Genomic DNA, 16,797 nt, shown 5'->3' with positions numbered 1-16,797 from the left:
CTCACACCCCATAGCTATAAACAATAACCTTTTAAACCGAGACCGTGCGTGCGGATCGACTTGCATGCCCCACAAGGCATCTGGAGACGAACGTGCGTTACCTCAAAATCCTGGCGGCCGGGTTCGCCGCCTCATTTCTGTGCCTGACGGCGCAAGCGCAAACCCTGGTGGTCGGCGACCAGAGCTACAACGCCCAGGCCGTGATGGAAGCGGCGGGGGTGCTGGATGACTTGCCCTACACGCTGGACTGGAAACAGTTCACGGCCGGCTCACCAGTGGCCGAAGCGCTCAACGTCGGCAGCCTGGACCTGGGCCTGCTCGGCGATGCCCCGGTGTTGTTCCTGGGCGCCTTGGGTGCACCGATCAAGGTGATTGCCGTCAGCCGGCAAAATCTCGACGGCGTAGCCATCCTGGTAAAAAAAGACTCGTCGATCCACAGCCTGGCCGATCTGGCAGGCAAGCGCGCTGCGATCTGGAAAGGTTCCTGGAGCCAGCAACTGTTGCTGACCGCACTGGACAAGGCCGGGGTTGCGCGGGATTCGCTGCAATGGCGCTACCTCAGCGCCCTGGATGCCTCCCACGCGCTGGAAGGCGGTGCCGTTGACGTGATCGCCACCTGGGAACCCTACGTCACGCAACAGGAACGCCAAGGTGCGCGGGTGCTGGCAACCGCTGAAGACTTGATCCCGGCCCAGAGTTTCATTGCCGCCAACGCCAGTGCTGTGGAGGCCAAGCGTGAACCCATCAGTGACTTTCTCCAGCGCCTGAAAAAAGCCCGCGATTGGGCGCGCCAGAGCCCGGCCAACGCCAACGCGTATGCCGATGCCTGGGCCAAGCGCACCCGCGCTGATGCCGACATCGCCCGCGTCTGGTTTGCCCGCGCACGCACCACCGTCGAGCCGCTGACGCCTCAGGCGCCCATCGAGGCGCAAAAGACCGTGGACTTTTTTGCCGGCCTGGGTCTGGTCAAGTCTTACTCGGCCGCCACGTTGTTCGACCCTTCATTCGCGGCCGCCTTGCAACCCGCCGTCGCCACCACCCAGCCCTGACCGCTTGAAGGACTACTGCGCAATGACTAAAAGACAGCTCAAACTGGGCGCTCTGACCATGGGCTGCGGTGGGCCGGGCCGCCATAACCTGTGGCTTGACCCGCAATTGCCGGCCGATGCCAGCGTCAACGTCGATTGGTACATCGAGATAGCGCGCCAGGCCGAGGCGGCGCTGTTCGACCTGCTGTTCATCGTCGACAGCCAGTTCATCACCGAAGGCTCGCCCTCCCATTACCTCAATCGCCTGGAGCCGCTGACGTTGCTGTCGGCACTGGCCGTGAGCACGCGGCATATCGGCCTGGTCGGTACGCTGACCACCTCGTATAACTCGCCGTATAACGTCGCCCGGCGCCTGGCCTCCCTGGACCTGATCAGCAAAGGCCGCGCCGGCTGGAACGTGGTGACCAGTGGCGATGCCGGTACCGCCGGCAATTACAGCCGCGACGAACACTACGACTACGCCACCCGCTACGGGCGTGCCGCCGAACATGTTCAGGTGGTGCAGGGGCTGTGGAACTCCTATGAAGATGATGCGTTTGTGCGCAACCGTGCCACTGGGCAGTTTCTCGACCCGAGCAAGCTGCACAGCCTGAACCACCAGGGCGAACACTTTTCGGTGGTGGGCCCGCTGAATATCCAGCGCTCCCCCCAGGGCCAACCGGTGATATTCCAGGCTGGCGACTCCGAACAAGGCCGTGACCTGGGCGCCGCCACCGCCGATGTGATCTTCACCCACGCAGCCAGTATCGAGCAGGGCCAGGCGTTTTACCGGGATATCAAGGGTAGGGCGGCACAACGGGGGCGCGATCCGGAACAGGTACTGATCATGCCCGGTGCGGAAATTTACGTGGGCGACACCGATGCCCATGCCCGGGAAATCGAGCAGCACTATCATCAGCTCGACCACAGTTTCGCGCTGGCGCTCAAGGAGTTCGGGCGCAATTTTGGTTGGCATGATTTCAGCCAATACGACCTGGACGCGCCGTTCCCGCAAGAGAGCCTGGAGGCCGCGCGCAGCAGTTTTTTCACCGCAGCCAAACGCATCGCAGATCAGGCCCGGGAAAAGGGCTTTACCCTGCGCCAGGCCGTCGAGTTTGGCCGGCAATTGCGCCCAGGCGCGTTCGTGGGCAGCGCCGCCACGGTGGCGCAGAAACTGGCGGATTGGTTCCAGGCGCGGGCGGTGGATGGGTTCAATATCTACATCGGGCACCCTGGGCAATTTGATCGTTTTACTCAGGAGGTGATCCCTTTGCTGCAGGAGCGCGGTGTTTATCGCACGGCCTACGAGGGCTCGACCTTGCGTGAAAGCCTGGGCTTGGCGATTCCGAGGTTTGCGCGCACCCCCTCACCCTAAGGGGTGATTTCGATGACTTTGCGGGTGTGGGACTATCACTTCAGTCCCCGGCGCCAGTGACCTGGTGTCGCACCCAACCGTTATGACGGCGAGTCTTCGAAGTGGATAATGATCGACTGTCTTCAGCCCAGTGGTTCGAACAGATAGCCAGGGTGACCGAGAGCATCGGGCACGCGGGGTTTGCCGCCACGTTGTTCGATGCCCTGGGGTGTATCCGCCCCATTCAGGCCACGACCTTGTACCTGTACCCCCACGACGGCATGCCCAGCGCAGTGTTCGAACTGGACGGGCCATGGCTGCCCCAGGGCAATGTGCGCCAGTACCTCTCCGGGTTTTACTTGCTCGACCCGTTCTACGGCGCCTGCGTGGAGGGGGCGGCTTCCGGCTGCTACGACCTCGCCGACGTAGCCCCCGATCACTTCGAGCACAGCGAGTACTACCAGTCCTTTTACCGGCATTCGCACCTGGAGGATGAGCTCAACTACATCCTGCAGGCGAGCAACGGCTTGAGCCTGGCGGTGTCGCTGGCCTTTACGCAAAAGCTCGACGCGGCCACCACCGAGCAATTCAAGCGCATAGCACCTTGGGTACTGGCGGTGCTGGGCAAGCACTTCGCCGGCCTGGAGACTCAGGGCGCGCGCTTCGAAAGCCTGTTGGAACAGCGTATTCACTCGGCACTCAACAACTTCGGCTCGTCGCTGCTCACCGAACGCGAATGCCGGATCACCCAGTTGATCCTGCGCGGCCACTCCACACGTTCGCTGGCCGAGCGCCTCGGAGTCTCCGAAGACACTATCAAGTCCCACCGTAAGCACATCTACAGCAAGCTCGACATCGGCACGCAATCGGAACTGTTTTCCCTGTTTATCGACTCGTTGGCCGAGGCCCAGGGCGGGCTGAGCAAAGACCCCCTCGAACGCTACATGAGCAAAAGCCGTTGACCGGCTGCATGACCACCCACAACAAGAGAAAAAGCCATGAACCTACCCTTTGAACCGCAACGCCAGACCCAGGACTACCAGGCCTCGGACGCGGCGCACCATATCCATGCCTTTGTGGATCAAAAGGCGCTGAATGCCGAAGGCCCACGCGTAATGGTCCGCGGTGAGGGCCTGTACCTGTGGGACAGCGAGGGTAAGCGTTACCTGGACGGGATGTCGGGCCTGTGGTGTACGCAGCTGGGTTATGGGCGCAAGGACCTGACCGCTGCGGCGGCTGCGCAGATGGATCAGTTGGCGTACTACAACATGTTCTTTCACACCACCCATCCGGCGGTGATCGAGCTGTCCGAGTTGCTGTTCAGCCTGTTGCCAAAGCACTACAGCCATGTGATCTACACCAACTCCGGTTCCGAAGCCAACGAGGTGCTGATCCGCACCGTACGCCGCTACTGGCAAGTGCTCGGCAAGCCGCAGAAGAAGATCATGATCGGTCGCTGGAATGGCTATCACGGCTCCACCCTGGCGGCGTCTGCCCTGGGCGGCATGAAATTCATGCATGAAATGGGCGGCTTGATCCCGGACGTCGCGCACATTGACGAGCCTTATTGGTACGCCCAGGGCGGTGAGTTGACCCCGGCCGAGTTCGGAAGGCGCTGCGCTCTACAACTGGAAGAAAAGATCCTGGAGTTGGGCGCGCAAAACGTCGCCGGTTTTATCGCTGAACCTTTCCAGGGCGCCGGCGGCATGATTTTCCCCCCAGAAAGCTACTGGCCAGAGATCCAGCGCATCTGTCGCCAATACGATGTGCTGCTGTGCGCTGATGAAGTGATTGGCGGTTTCGGCCGTACCGGTGAATGGTTTGCCCATCAGCATTTCGGCTTCGAACCCGACACGTTGTCGATCGCCAAGGGCCTGACCTCCGGTTACCTGCCCATGGGCGGTTTGGTATTGAGCAAGCGCATGGCCGAAGCCCTGGTGGAGCGAGGCGGGGTGTTTGCCCATGGACTGACGTATTCCGGGCACCCGGTTGCGGCGGCGGTGGCCCTGGCCAACCTCAAGGCGCTGCGTGACGAAGGGATCGTGCGCCAGGTGAAGGACGACACCGGGCCGTATTTGCACACGCTCCTGCATGAAGTCTTTGGGAACCACCCGCTGATCGGCGAGATCCAGGGTACCGGCCTGCTGGCAGCCTTGCAGTTTGTCGAGGACAAGGGCACGCGCAAACGCTTTGCCAATGAAAACGACCTGGCCTGGCAATGCCGCACGTTTGGCTTCGAAGAAGGCGTGATTATTCGCTCGACCCTGGGCCGTATGATCATGGCGCCGGCCCTGGTCGCCAGCCGCGCGGAGCTTGATGAGCTGGTCGACAAAACCCGCATCGCGGTGGACCGCACCGCACGGATCGCGGGAAAACTGTGAAGGGCTAAGCCCCTGCATGCCGCTCGGTTGAACAGGGTGGGCGCCCCATAGCGGCCTGCCCACCGCTCCCAATGGATGACTCATCAACGGTGTCGATTTGATCGAACACCGCGGTGCCCTGCATTCCACTTTCCAGGAGTCAGCAATGAATACAATAACAAACGTAGCCGATACTCCCGCCCATCAAACCTCAACCCAACTGACCTCATCGCGCCGCTTTCGACAACCCCTGGGCCTTGTCGGGCTTGTACTGTTCGGCCTGGCGTATATGGTGCCGCTGGCGGTGTTCACCACCTACGGCCTGGTCACCCAGATGACCAAAGGGCATCTGGCCACCGCCTACCTGTTGACCCTGGCTGCCATGCTGCTGACGGCCTACAGCTATGGGTGCATGGTCAAGGCGCACCCCTATTCGGGCTCGGTCTACACCTATACGCGCAAGGCGTTTGGCGCCTCCTTCGGCTTTATCGCCGGCTGGACCTTGCTGCTGGACTACATCTTCCTGCCGCTGCTCAGCTATTTGCTGATCGGCATCTACTTGTCCGAATACTTTCCTACCGTGCCCACCGCCGTATGCGTATTGGGCTCCATTGCCCTGGTGACGGCGCTCAATCTGGTGGGTATCGAGTCGATTACCCGGGTCAATTGGGTGCTGATCGTGGCCCAACTGGTGTTCATCGTGGTGTTCGTGGCGTTGTCGATCCACAACCTCAGCGGGCAAGCCGAGCCGGTGCCGCTGCTCAAGCCGTTTTACCATGAAGGTTTCAGTGTGCCGCTGATCATGACCGGCGCGGCGGTGCTGTGCCTGTCGTTCCTGGGGTTTGATGCGGTATCGACCATGGCCGAGGAGACGCCGGACCCGCGCCGTACCATTCCGCAGGCGATCATGGCGGTGTCGCTGATCGGTGGGCTGCTGTTTCTGGTGGTGTCGTATTGCGCCCAGATGGTCTTCCCGGAATGGAACAGTTTCGCCGATCCCGACGCGGCTTCGGTGGATGTGATGCGTCGGGTCGGCGGTGAGCTGCTGGTGAGTGCATTTACCGCCACCTACGTGGCGGGTTGTTTCGCTTCCGCGATGGTCTCCCAGGCCAGCGTGTCACGGGTGCTGTTCGCCATGGGCCGCGACGGCGCATTGCCCAGGGTATTCGGCAAGCTGGTGACGAAAAAACGCGTGCCGGCCAACGCGATCATGCTGGTCAGCCTGTTTTCGCTGATTGCGCTGTTTATCAGCCTGGACACCGTGGCCAACATGATCAGCTTTGGCGCGCTGTTCGCGTTTTCGGCGGTGAACCTGGCCGTGATCAAGCATTACCTGGGCGACCAGAAGCTGCGCGGTACACGCAACTATCTGCTGTACGCCGCCCTGCCAGGCCTGGGGTTTCTCAGCACGCTGTGGTTGTGGACGAGCCTGTCGGGCCTGTCGTTCACCATCGGCCTGTGCTGGATGGGCCTGGGGCTGCTGTGTTTGCTGTGCCTCACCCGAGGGTTCCGGGTGGGGATGCCGGAATTGCACATGGCCGAATAAGCGAAATAGCCACCCACTTATACAACTGACACACCTGGGCTCATGTGGGAGGGGGCTTGCCCCCGATGGCGCCCTCAGGGCCGGCCAGGATGTTGGATCCATACCCCGCTTCAGGAATACAACATGTTCAACCTAGACTATTGGCAGCAACGCGCTGCTCGCCAAACCTTCATCAGCACCGCCCTGATCGACGGCCATCCCGTAGGTGCACTCTGCGGGGCGACCTTCGACACCATCAACCCGGCGACTAACCGAGTCCTTGCGCAGGTCGCCGCCTGCGGTGCAGCGGAGGTCGACCTGGCAGTGCGCTCCGCACGCCGCGCCTTTGAGAACGGCCCGTGGCGGCGCATGCCTCCAGGCGAACGCAAAAAAGTCCTGATCAAACTCGCCGACCTGTTGATGACCCACCGCGAAGAACTCGCACTGCTGGACTCCCTGAACATGGGCAAGCCGGTAATGGACGCCTATAACGTTGACGTGCCCGGCGCGGCCCATGTGTTCGCCTGGTACGGCGAAGCCCTGGACAAGCTCTACGATCAGGTCGCGCCGACTGCCCACAACGCGTTGGCGACCATCACCCGCGAAGCCCTGGGTGTGATTGCCGCGGTGGTGCCGTGGAATTTTCCGCTGGACATGGCCGCCTGGAAACTGGCACCCGCCTTGGCGGCCGGCAATAGCGTGGTGCTCAAGCCCGCTGAGCAATCGCCGTTTTCCGCCCTGCGCCTGGCCCAACTGGCGCTGGAGGCAGGCATCCCCGAAGGCGTGCTAAACGTGGTGCCAGGTATGGGCGAGGGCGCCGGCAAGGCACTGGGGTTGCACCCGGACGTTGATTGCCTGGTGTTTACCGGCTCCACCCAGGTGGGCAAATACTTCATGCAGTACGCCGCCCAGTCCAACCTCAAACAGGTGTGGCTGGAGTGTGGTGGCAAGAGCCCGAACCTGGTGTTTGCAGACTGTCAGGACCTGGACCTGGCGGCGGAGAAGGCGGCCTTTGGGATTTTCTTCAACCAGGGCGAGGTGTGTTCGGCCAATTCGCGCCTCTACGTGCAACGCTGCATCCACGACGAGTTCATCGAGCGCCTGATCGATAAATCCCGCGCCTGGATGCCCGGCAACCCACTTAATCCCGCCAGCGCCGCCGGTGCAATTGTCGACAGCGGGCAAACCGCACGCATCATGCAAGCCATCGGCCGGGCGCACGCAGACGGTGCCACGCTGTTGACCGGTGGCCAACAGTTGAACATTGAGGGTTGTTCAAACTTCATCCAGCCGACGATATTCGCCAACGTCACCGCTGACATGCGCCTTTCCCAGGAGGAGGTGTTTGGGCCTGTGCTGGCGGTGAGCGCTTTCGATACCGAAGAACAGGCCATTCAGCAAGCCAACGACAGCCTTTATGGCCTGGCGGCCTCGGTGTGGAGTGATGACCTGAACCGTGCGCATCGCGTGGCCCGTGCCCTGAACGCCGGCACCGTGTCGGTCAACACCATTGATGCGCTGGATGTGACCGTGCCGTTTGGCGGCGGCAAGCAGTCGGGGTTCGGGCGCGATTTGTCGCTGCATTCGTTTGATAAGTACACGCAACTGAAAACCACCTGGTTCCAGTTGCGTTAACTGCCCCGTTTCGCATAACTGCTGTGCCGTCACAGGCATTCATCCGCCAGTGGGCAATGCCTATAGTCCACTCACCCCGTGCAGCGCTTCAACCGCGCTGCGCGATCCAGCCCAAGACTGAGGTGAGCCTGATGAACCGTGAATTGGACCCCGCACTGACGGATATCAACCAAGTGGACGCCGAGTACTTCGAGTACAGCAAGGCGGCGAACCCCATCAGTGCCAACCTGATTTCCCGCATTCCCTACCACAGCTTTCCCGCCTCGCTGTATGACAATGGCCCCTCCCGCGTGGTACCGCTGGACCTCAGCGAGGCTTTGGGCTGCGAAGGCCCCGCCACCGGCCCCGGGTTATGCGCAAACTTCATGCGCCTTAACCGTGGTGACACACTGACCCTGCAACCCAACGCCACTTCCCAGGTGTTCTACGTGATTGCCGGGCAAGGCAGCATGGTTCAGGGGGAGTATGAGATTCAATGGTCCAAGGGCTGCTTTATTGCCCTGCCGGGATTACAGCAGGCGCACTTCAGTGCCCGCGAGGATGCACGTCTTTACTATGTTCACGATGAGCCGTTGCTGCGTTACCTGGGGGTGACACCCCGCGCCGATCGCTTTGCGCCGACCCTGTACCCAGCAGCGCTGGCCAACGCGAAGTTGCGTGAAGCGGCCGATGATCCCAGGGCACAGGACCGCAGCCGCATCAGCATCCTGCTGGGCAACCGTCATTTCCCGCAGACGCGCACGGTGACTCACGTGCTGTGGGCCATGTACGGAATTCTGCCGGCGGGATCGGTGCAGAAACCCCATCGGCATCAGTCGATTGCACTGGACTTCATTATTGATTGCCCCAAGGGCTGTTATTCATTGGTGGGCACCGAGCTGGACGCGGATGGGCAAATCCGTAACCCGCAGCGGGTCGACTGGTCGCCCGGCCTGGCGTTTGTCACACCACCCGGTTACTGGCATGCGCACTTTAATGAATCGGATAGCGAGGCGTTCCTGATCCCGATTCAGGATGCGGGGCTGCAAACCTACCTGCGTGCGTTGGATATCCGCTTCAGTTGAGTCACTTCCAGTCCGGTGTTTCGCCCAGTCGATCAACGATAAAGTCGATAAAACACCGGACTTTCGATGACACGATGCGCTTGGGCGGGTACACAAACCACACCGCAAACGCCCGCTCCACGCCCTGGATGTGCCATTCGGGTAGCCACACTGCCAAGTCGCCGGCCTCGATACTTCGCGCCACCAGCCAGTCCGGCAACAGCCCAAAGCCCAAGCCTTGGCGCACGGCGATGAGTTGCGCGTCCAGGTCATTGATTCGAATGACGCCGTCATGCTGCAACGGGAGCGCGCGGCCGGCGGATACAAGACTGATATCGCCGATGGTAGCCGTGCCCAGCACCGCAGGCACACCGGCCAAGTCTGTGGGCGTGGACGGAGGAGGGTGCTGCGTGCCAAACGCCGGGCTGACCACCAAGCGGTAGTGGCCGTCGCTGAGCTTGCGTGCCTTGAGCGTCGAATCGGCCAGCTCGCCAATGCGGATGGCCAAGTCGACGCCGGCATGAATCAAATTGACCTTTTTGTTATCCAGCACCAGTTCCACGCTGATCTGCGGGTAGCGCGCCAGAAAGTCATTCAACGCCGGCAGGATGTGATGGCGAGCAAACGCCGGTGGCAGGTTGAGTTTCAACACGCCCCGGGGATGCTGGTTCAGCGCAGACGTGGCTGCCTTGGCGTTTTCCAGTTCATCCAATACTCTGCGTGCGTGTATCAGGAAGGTCTGGCCGCCTTCGGTCAGATGCAGCGTGCGTGTGGAGCGGTTGAACAGCGCGATGCCCAGGTCCTGCTCAAGGTCCTTCACATAGCGTGAAACCGTTGAGGCCTTGATCCCCAAACGTTCGGCGGCACGCGAGAAGTTGTTGCCTTCGGCGGCTTCGATGAAGGCGGTGAGCGCGGTGAAATAGTCCAAGGGCAGCCTCAGGGCAGGGCGGTGAGACGTGCAGGTTGTTGAGTTTTGCCGGGGGCTGTCAACTGCTAGACCCTAGAGCCACGATGCAACCCCCGTTTTCCTAGTGGGGCTGAATGATCAAGGCGATATGGGATCGCTTGCAGGAAAGGTTTCTTCGATCGCCTCGTCGAGCTGGCTATCGCTGACGGAGCGGTCTCGCACCTTCACATTCGACTCGCAATGGCAATCGGCACTGGGGCACGCTTGACCCTGTGGGTGCAAGTCGGCGCATGCCTGGCTGCAGTAGGCTTTGCCGTTGCGCTGGTGACGCGTGTCATGGGTCACCTGGCAGGTGCAGCCTGGGCAGGCGCAGGGCAAACCTTGAGTTGTCGGGTTCATAGGTCCTCCGAATATTCAGTGATTGGTGAACGGTCAGCGCTTTTGTGATACGCGATCACGGCTGCTGGTAATGCCCTGGGATGTCATGGCCTTCATCGGCGGGCTTGTTGCGCTTTTGCACCTGGACGTCGCTCAATTTCGCGTCCTTGAGCTCTGCAAAGCGCTGCCTGAGCAGGGACTCGGCCCATTGAGGGTCCAGCGTGTCGGCATCGTGCTCAAGCGTGCGGCTTTGTGGCTGGTTGTCGAGGATGAAACTGATGAGGTAATGCGGTTTCTCGAACATGAACGTGGCTCCGTTACGGTTAACAAGGCGTACCCGAGCAGGGCATGTTCATTTGATGAGTAGGTTGCGCGGTGATTCAGAAAAAATAAGCCGCTTTCATCTATTGATCTCGATCAGGTGGGGAGGCTGGCTCGCTCTATAACCTTGGGCGCTTATCGATGGCCAGGGACGGCTCAACGGGCTGCTCTGGTCGCATATTCTCAAGGAAGAGTCAGCCATGCGATCACTGAAGATCCTGTTGTTATCATCGGCATTCAACGGTTTAACCCAACGGGCCTGGCTGGATCTGCGCCAAGCGGGTCACGACCCCAGCGTTGTGGTGTTCACCGATCAAGCCACGGTATGCCAGCAGGTCGAGGCGTCTGGCGCCGACCTGGTGATCTGCCCATTTTTGAAGGACCGTGTGCCGCATCAACTGTGGAGCCATCCGCAACGCCCGGTGGTGATCATCCATCCGGGCATCGTCGGCGACCGTGGCGCCAGTGCGCTGGACTGGGCCATCACCCAGCAGGCCCGCCGTTGGGGCGTCACCGCCTTGCAAGCGGTGGAGGAAATGGACGCCGGGCCAATCTGGTCCACCTGTGAGTTCGACATGCCCGCCCAGGTGCGCAAATCCGAGCTGTACAACGGCCTGGTGAGCGACGCCGCGATGGTTTGCATCCGTGATGTAGTGGCGAAATTCGCCAAAGGCTTCGTCCCGACACCGCTCGATTACACCCAACCCAGCGTCATCGGACGCTTGCAGCCGAACATGACCCAGGCCGACCGCACCTTCAGTTGGTTCGATTGCGCAGGCTTTATCAAGCGCAGCATCGACGCTGCCGATGGCCAGCCCGGCGTGTTGGCCAGCCTGTTGGGCGGGCAATATTACCTCTACGACGCGCACTTGGACGCTCGCCAGGGCACCCCGGGAGAAATCCTCGCAGTGCAGGACGATGCCGTGCTGGTAGCGGCTGGAGATCACAGCCTGTGGATCGGCTCGCTCAAACCCAAAGGCCCAGAGACCTTCAAGCGACCGGCACGGCACGTTCTGGCTGAGCAGTTGGCCGGGGTGCCGGTGCTGGACAGTTCAATCGCCTGCCAGGCGTTCAACGAGCGGGTCTATCAACCCATTCGCTACCAAGAGTTCGGCCACATCGGCGAACTGACGTTCGAGTTCTACAACGGCGCCATGAGCACCGAACAATGCCAGCGGCTGGTCGCAGCGTTGCGCTGGGCCAAGGCGCGAGATACCCAAGTGTTGCTGATCAAGGGCGGGCGCGGCAGCTTTTCCAATGGGGTGCACCTAAACGTCATCCAGGCCGCCGACGTGCCGGGGCTGGAAGCCTGGGCCAACATTCAAGCCATCGACGATGTGTGCCTGGAGCTGCTCACTGCCAGGCAACTGGTGATCAGCGGCCTGACCGGCAGCGCAGGCGCAGGCGGTGTGATGCTGGCGCTGGCCGCCGACATTGTATTGGCCCGCGAAGGTGTGGTGCTCAACCCGCACTACAAGACCATGGGACTCTACGGCTCCGAATACTGGACCTACAGCCTGCCACGGGCCGTGGGCAGCGAAATCGCGCATAAGCTTACCGAAGAATGCCTGCCCATCAGCGCCATCCAGGCCCAGCAGTACGGCATGGTTCAGGCCATCGGCCCGCGTTGCCCACAAGCATTTGGCTTGTGGCTTTTGCAACAGGCCGACAGTGCGTTGACCGATGATAAGTACCTTCATGCACGCACACGTAAAGCCACGCTGGATACTCAGCAAGTTGAACGCTGTCGCGAGCAGGAACTGGCACAGATGCGATTCGACATGGTGGGAAATCGCCAGCAGTTTGCCGAGAAATGCCGCAACTTCGTGTTTAAACGCAAAACCTGCCAGACCCCGCAGCGGTTGATTGCGCCGTGGGCGTTGAGCTACGAGGCTGGCGTGCCGCAAAGCCGGATGCTGAATGACTGACCGTCGACGCGGGGAGGGCGCGGCGGCCAGCCCAGCCTCGCGTTGGGCGATAGGGTTCCCCATAATGAAGTCCGATTTGCCCAAACGCTCAAACTAGAGGCCCCATGGAACTGTACAACCTTAACGATGACGCAGCGCTCGTATGACTCGGGCGCTGTTTATTTCGTTGGATGGGCCCAAGGGTACCGGCAAAACCACGCTGTTGGAGGCCGTTACGACAGCGTTGAGGGCCGACAATAAAAAGGTCGTCCGACTGTGCGAGCGCAAGAGCGATCCCTATCGAGCGCAAACGATGGCGCTGGTTAACAAATTCGCCAGAGACCCCAGCCGGGATCTGGAACTTGAGGTGTGTGAGCGCTTTGCTGACAGCCGCAGCTGGATTACCCAGCACGTACTGGCCGTACAGCCACCTGACAGCATCATCCTGATGGATCGCTGGTACCCATCTGATGCTGCGTTTCGTCGATTGATACCCTTTGCAGACATTCTTGAGCTGAACATTGATCGACAGGTGCAAGTGCCGGATCTGCATGTGGGGGTTGTCACCGCGGCGCAAATATCCTGGGCTCGGGCGGCAGCACGACGGCGCGGGCTGAGCAGTACGGTGATGTTTAAGCTGGAGGAGCAAGTTGTGTGTACCGAGGCGTTTGAACGAGCGGCGGTGGGGCAGGGGTGGGTGATCTGTCGCAATGAAGGGACGATTGAGGAGGCGATGAGGCGGGTGGTTTCGCAGATATATAAAGTCCTTTGATCGAATTCAAGATGAAGAGCGCAAAGGCAACGAGAGTTAGCGGCGCTTGAGCAAAACATAGAAGCGTTGAAACGCCAGGGTGGTGCCGCCGCCATTATTGACTGCGAGGGACGCCCGTGCGTGCGCACGCGATGTGTCCCGGGCGAAAACCCCTATCACGATGCCGCTACAGGGAAGAAGACTTATCGGTTGATCTGGACTAAGTGAGGCTCATCAACTTTGAACTAATCAATAAGCCTGTCCACCTAACGCTTTGCACGTTGCCTCAAACCCAGGTTTTTCCTGGGTTACCCAATCACACACGAAGGTTTGGTTAATCATGAAGAGCGAACAGGTAGAAGGCGTTGTAGAAAAGGTTGCCGGCAAAGCGCAGAGCGCAGTCGGGAAGCTTTTTGGTGATTCGAAGTTGGAAGCTGAGGGCGCTGGACGCCAGGCTGCGGGTCAACTGACGCAAACCTATGGTGACGCACTGGACAGCGTTTCTACATTCGTCAAAGAAAAACCGGTTGCGGCACTGGCAATCGGGGCTGTTGCTCTACTGGTGCTGAAGAGATTGCTTGGTCGCTGAACAGCAGTAGCTTCAATAAGATTGCTAACGCGGTAGAAACGATGGTGAACGCTAACCAGAATCAGGGGCAAATTTCTGCAGTTTCTTGCAGGCGTGGAAGGGCGTGAAGTGGAGCGGGGGAACTGCCTGTTCCTTGGGTAGCCAAGTCATGCTGCCTGGCAATCGACGCGGTGCCCTTTGCCGAGCTTGATGGGCTGAAAAGCCCTTATGTTTTCCAGGTCCCAGAAAAGCCAATGCCCCGACAAGTCGGGGCATTGGCTTTTTTATGAGCGAGTGGTCGGTTTGTATCGTTTTGTATCTGCGCTTTGGATAGATACACAGCGATTCCTTTAAGTCGGTTGATGACACATACGGGATACCCGCGGGGCTTTAAATGAACCCATCGAGAAGGCGCAAACCTTTTCCAATGGATGACTCATTTAACTCGCGGTTATCTCTGCGCGTTTCGCGACGTTGTCGACCAATGACTTATAGGAAATTCAAAATGCCTGCAGCTACGTTCGGTTTCACCTGGCGCCATTGTCTGGCTTCTTCCGTGAGAATGGGCGCTTTGGGGTTGGCCCTGATAGCCGGCAGCGGTGCTGCCTGGGCTGCTGGCCCGGCCGTCGATGCGTCAGGTGCCAGCTCGGCCTCGACCCATCCCGAATCGATTAGACCTTATCGAATTCACGTCGATGAAGCGCAATTGGCCGATCTGAAAAAGCGCATTGCGGCGACCCGCTGGCCGGACAAAGAGACCGTCAACGACGTTTCCCAAGGCGTGCAGTTGGCCCAGGTCCAGGCGCTGGTGAAGTATTGGGGCAGCGGCTATGACTGGCGCAAGGCCGAAGCGAAGCTCAATGCGCTGCCTGAATTCATCACGACTATCGACGGCGTGGACATTCAATTCATCCATGTTCGCTCGCCAAACCCCAACGCGATGCCGCTGCTTCTGACACACGGATGGCCTGGCTCACAGTTTGAGTTCTTGAAGACTATCGGCCCGCTGACGGATCCCGTTGCTTACGGCGGTAGGGTTGAAGATTCGTTCGACGTGATCATTCCATCGATTCCGGGACACGGTTTTTCCGGTAAGCCAACTGAATTGGGCTGGGGGCCGGATCGAGTCGCGAAGGCTTGGGATGTGCTCATCAAGCGTCTGGGTTATACCCACTATGTTTCCCAGGGCGGAGATCACGGTTCGGTCATATCGGATGCATTGGGCCGCCTGAATCCGCCGGGGCTGTTGGGCATTCACTTGAACATGCCGGCCACCATCCCGCCCGAATTGGTCAAGCCGATCAATAGTGGTGACCCGGCCCCTGACGGGCTCACTGAGCCTGAACGCAAAGCGTTTGATTCCTTGAGCACCTTCTTCGGCCGCAATGCAGCATACGGCGCGATGATGGTTACGCGCCCGCAGACTATCGGTTACCTGCTGGCCGATTCGCCTACCGGAACTGCGGCGTGGATGTACGAAAAAATCGCCGCGTGGACGGACAGTGATGGCCAGCCTGAACGGGTATTGACCCGTGACGAGATGCTGGACGATATCAGCCTGTACTGGCTGACGAACGCAGGCGCATCGTCATCGCGTTTCTACTGGGAAAACAACAACAACAATTTCAGCGCTGCCGCGCAGCACACCGCAAGCATCAAGGTGCCGGTGGCGATCACGGTCTTCCCGCACGAGATCTATCAGGCGCCAAAAAGCTGGGCGCAACGCGCTTACCCATCACTTTCCTACTACAACCAGGTTAACAAGGGCGGCCACTTCGCTTCCTGGGAGCAACCTCAATTGTTCAGCGAAGAGTTGCGGGAGGCCTTCCGGCCGCTGCGCGCCAAGCTGAGCGCAACGAAGACAGGCCAGTAGCTCACACGCAATCGAGCCAACACACCGGGCCGCTATTCGGCGGCTCGCTACGGAGAAATACCATGGAGATGACCTTGCTGAACAATCAAAATAAATCCAGCCGCCTGCGGGGTCTTGCCCCATCGCTGTTGGCAGCAGCAGTGCTGCAATTCGCGGCGGTGGCTGTCGGTTTTTCCCAAGCCAACGCGGCTGATGTACCCGCGTCCACCATTGGGGCGATCAACCCGGGAGCTCACACCTCTCTCGGTGCACTTAAGCATGTGAAAGCGGGGTTGCTGAACGTTTCTTACGCGGAACTCGGCCCAGCCGATGGCCCTGTGGTCATTTTGTTGCACGGCTGGCCCTACGATATCAACGCATACGCTGATGTCGCTCCTGCTTTGGCGGACAAGGGATATCGAGTGTTGATCCCTTCTGCGCGTGGTTATGGCGATACGCATTTTCTCTCGGCCAAGACCATTCGCAATGGTCAACCTGCTGCGCTGGCGACCGACCTGATCGACTTCATGGACGCGCTGAAGATCAAGACCGCGGTGCTGGGTGGGTTTGACTGGGGCGCCCGCACTGCGGATATCGTTGCCGCACTGTGGCCGGAAAGAGTGAAAGCCCTGGTCGCTGTGAGCGGTTACCTGATAGGCAGCCAAGAGGCGGGCAAGGCGCCATTGCCGCCAGCCGCCGAGCTGCAGTGGTGGTACCAGTTCTACTTCGCGACCGAGCGCGGGCGCCTGGGCTACGAAAAAAACACCCATGACTTCGCCAAGCTCATCTGGAAGCTGGCGTCGCCACAGTGGAATTTCGACGACGCCACTTATGAGCGCAGCGCGGCGTCCTTGCAAAACCCTGATCACGTGGCCGTGTCGATTTTCAACTATCGCTGGCGCCTGGGGTTGGTCAAGGGCGAGGCCAGATACGACGCGCTGGAGAAGAAACTCGCGGCATTTCCATCCATCAGTGTGCCCACCATCACCCTGGAAGGTGATGCGAACGGCGCACCGCACCCACCTGCCGAAGCGTACGCCAAGCGCTTCACTGGCAAGTATGAGTACCGATTGATCACCGGTGGTGTAGGCCACAACTTGCCGCAGGAAGCGCCGAAAGCCTTCGCCCAGGCGGTGATCGACGCCGATCATCTTTGAAAACCGGCTGA

At 60.1% G+C, this 16,797-nt stretch carries 15 protein-coding genes; 12 read left to right on the top strand and 3 right to left on the bottom strand.

Annotation, left to right across the window (positions count from 1 at the left end; all coding sequences use genetic code 11):
• Positions 1 to 92: 92 nt before the first annotated feature.
• The 7 genes from MHH62_RS03530 (at position 93) to MHH62_RS03500 (ending at position 8,966) form a co-directional block, all read left to right on the top strand.
• Complete coding sequence (locus tag MHH62_RS03530) at positions 93 to 1,049, top strand: ABC transporter substrate-binding protein (RefSeq protein ID WP_201915088.1); 957 nt, start codon at positions 93 to 95, stop codon at positions 1,047 to 1,049.
• A gap of 22 nt (positions 1,050 to 1,071) precedes the next feature.
• Positions 1,072 to 2,403 carry an LLM class flavin-dependent oxidoreductase gene (locus MHH62_RS03525; protein ID WP_032902618.1) on the top strand — a complete coding sequence of 444 codons (1,332 nt, stop codon included), beginning with the start codon at positions 1,072 to 1,074 and terminating at the stop codon, positions 2,401 to 2,403.
• A 101-nt stretch (positions 2,404 to 2,504) separates the two neighbouring features.
• A complete protein-coding gene (locus MHH62_RS03520) occupies positions 2,505 to 3,344 on the top strand; it encodes a helix-turn-helix transcriptional regulator (protein WP_032873985.1) in 840 nt (279 codons plus the stop codon).
• Positions 3,345 to 3,380: 36 nt separating this feature from the next.
• On the top strand, positions 3,381 to 4,763 hold the full coding sequence (locus MHH62_RS03515; protein WP_014718431.1) for an aspartate aminotransferase family protein: 1,383 nt from the start codon (positions 3,381 to 3,383) through the stop codon (positions 4,761 to 4,763).
• Positions 4,764 to 4,908: 145 nt separating this feature from the next.
• Positions 4,909 to 6,288: an APC family permease gene (locus MHH62_RS03510; protein ID WP_339232506.1), complete on the top strand. Its 1,380-nt coding sequence runs from the start codon at positions 4,909 to 4,911 to the stop codon at positions 6,286 to 6,288.
• Between the two features lie 123 nt (positions 6,289 to 6,411).
• Complete coding sequence (locus MHH62_RS03505; RefSeq protein WP_020301498.1) at positions 6,412 to 7,902, top strand: aldehyde dehydrogenase; 1,491 nt, start codon at positions 6,412 to 6,414, stop codon at positions 7,900 to 7,902.
• A gap of 131 nt (positions 7,903 to 8,033) precedes the next feature.
• On the top strand, positions 8,034 to 8,966 hold the full coding sequence (locus MHH62_RS03500) for a cupin (protein ID WP_339232505.1): 933 nt from the start codon (positions 8,034 to 8,036) through the stop codon (positions 8,964 to 8,966).
• Between the two features lies 1 nt (position 8,967).
• Here MHH62_RS03500 and MHH62_RS03495 read toward each other — a convergent pair whose 3' ends face one another.
• The 3 genes from MHH62_RS03495 to MHH62_RS03485 all read right to left on the bottom strand — a co-directional run bounded on the left by MHH62_RS03495 (position 8,968) and on the right by MHH62_RS03485 (position 10,534).
• The gene (locus MHH62_RS03495) at positions 8,968 to 9,873 is read right to left on the bottom strand and encodes a LysR substrate-binding domain-containing protein (RefSeq protein ID WP_339232504.1); all 906 of its coding nucleotides are present in this window, start codon (positions 9,871 to 9,873) and stop codon (positions 8,968 to 8,970) included.
• Between the two features lie 117 nt (positions 9,874 to 9,990).
• Positions 9,991 to 10,251: a metallothionein gene (locus MHH62_RS03490; RefSeq protein ID WP_014718436.1), complete on the bottom strand. Its 261-nt coding sequence runs from the start codon at positions 10,249 to 10,251 to the stop codon at positions 9,991 to 9,993.
• A gap of 55 nt (positions 10,252 to 10,306) precedes the next feature.
• A complete protein-coding gene (locus tag MHH62_RS03485; protein ID WP_003191203.1) occupies positions 10,307 to 10,534 on the bottom strand; it encodes a hypothetical protein in 228 nt (75 codons plus the stop codon).
• Between the two features lie 217 nt (positions 10,535 to 10,751).
• Between MHH62_RS03485 and MHH62_RS03480 the strand changes: the two genes are divergently transcribed.
• From MHH62_RS03480 to MHH62_RS03460, 5 genes are all read left to right on the top strand, one after another.
• The gene (locus MHH62_RS03480) at positions 10,752 to 12,479 is read left to right on the top strand and encodes a hydrogenase maturation protein (protein WP_020301502.1); all 1,728 of its coding nucleotides are present in this window, start codon (positions 10,752 to 10,754) and stop codon (positions 12,477 to 12,479) included.
• 142 nt (positions 12,480 to 12,621) lie between these two features.
• Entirely contained in the window at positions 12,622 to 13,230 is a 609-nt protein-coding gene (locus MHH62_RS03475) for a dTMP kinase (protein ID WP_339232500.1), read from the top strand.
• A 319-nt stretch (positions 13,231 to 13,549) separates the two neighbouring features.
• Positions 13,550 to 13,798 carry a CsbD family protein gene (locus tag MHH62_RS03470; protein ID WP_014718439.1) on the top strand — a complete coding sequence of 83 codons (249 nt, stop codon included), beginning with the start codon at positions 13,550 to 13,552 and terminating at the stop codon, positions 13,796 to 13,798.
• 484 nt (positions 13,799 to 14,282) lie between these two features.
• A complete protein-coding gene (locus MHH62_RS03465) occupies positions 14,283 to 15,650 on the top strand; it encodes an epoxide hydrolase family protein (RefSeq protein WP_339232498.1) in 1,368 nt (455 codons plus the stop codon).
• Between the two features lie 62 nt (positions 15,651 to 15,712).
• The gene (locus MHH62_RS03460) at positions 15,713 to 16,786 is read left to right on the top strand and encodes an alpha/beta hydrolase (protein ID WP_198833131.1); all 1,074 of its coding nucleotides are present in this window, start codon (positions 15,713 to 15,715) and stop codon (positions 16,784 to 16,786) included.
• The last annotated feature ends 11 nt before the right edge of the window (positions 16,787 to 16,797 follow it).

Origin of the sequence: Pseudomonas sp. FSL L8-0168 (assembly GCF_037976155.1) — a bacterium.
Taxonomy (GTDB): Bacteria; Pseudomonadota; Gammaproteobacteria; order Pseudomonadales; family Pseudomonadaceae; genus Aquipseudomonas; species Aquipseudomonas paracarnis.
The sequence above is the reverse complement of the archived record's forward strand: the minus strand, read 5'-3'. Positions and strand labels throughout refer to the sequence as shown.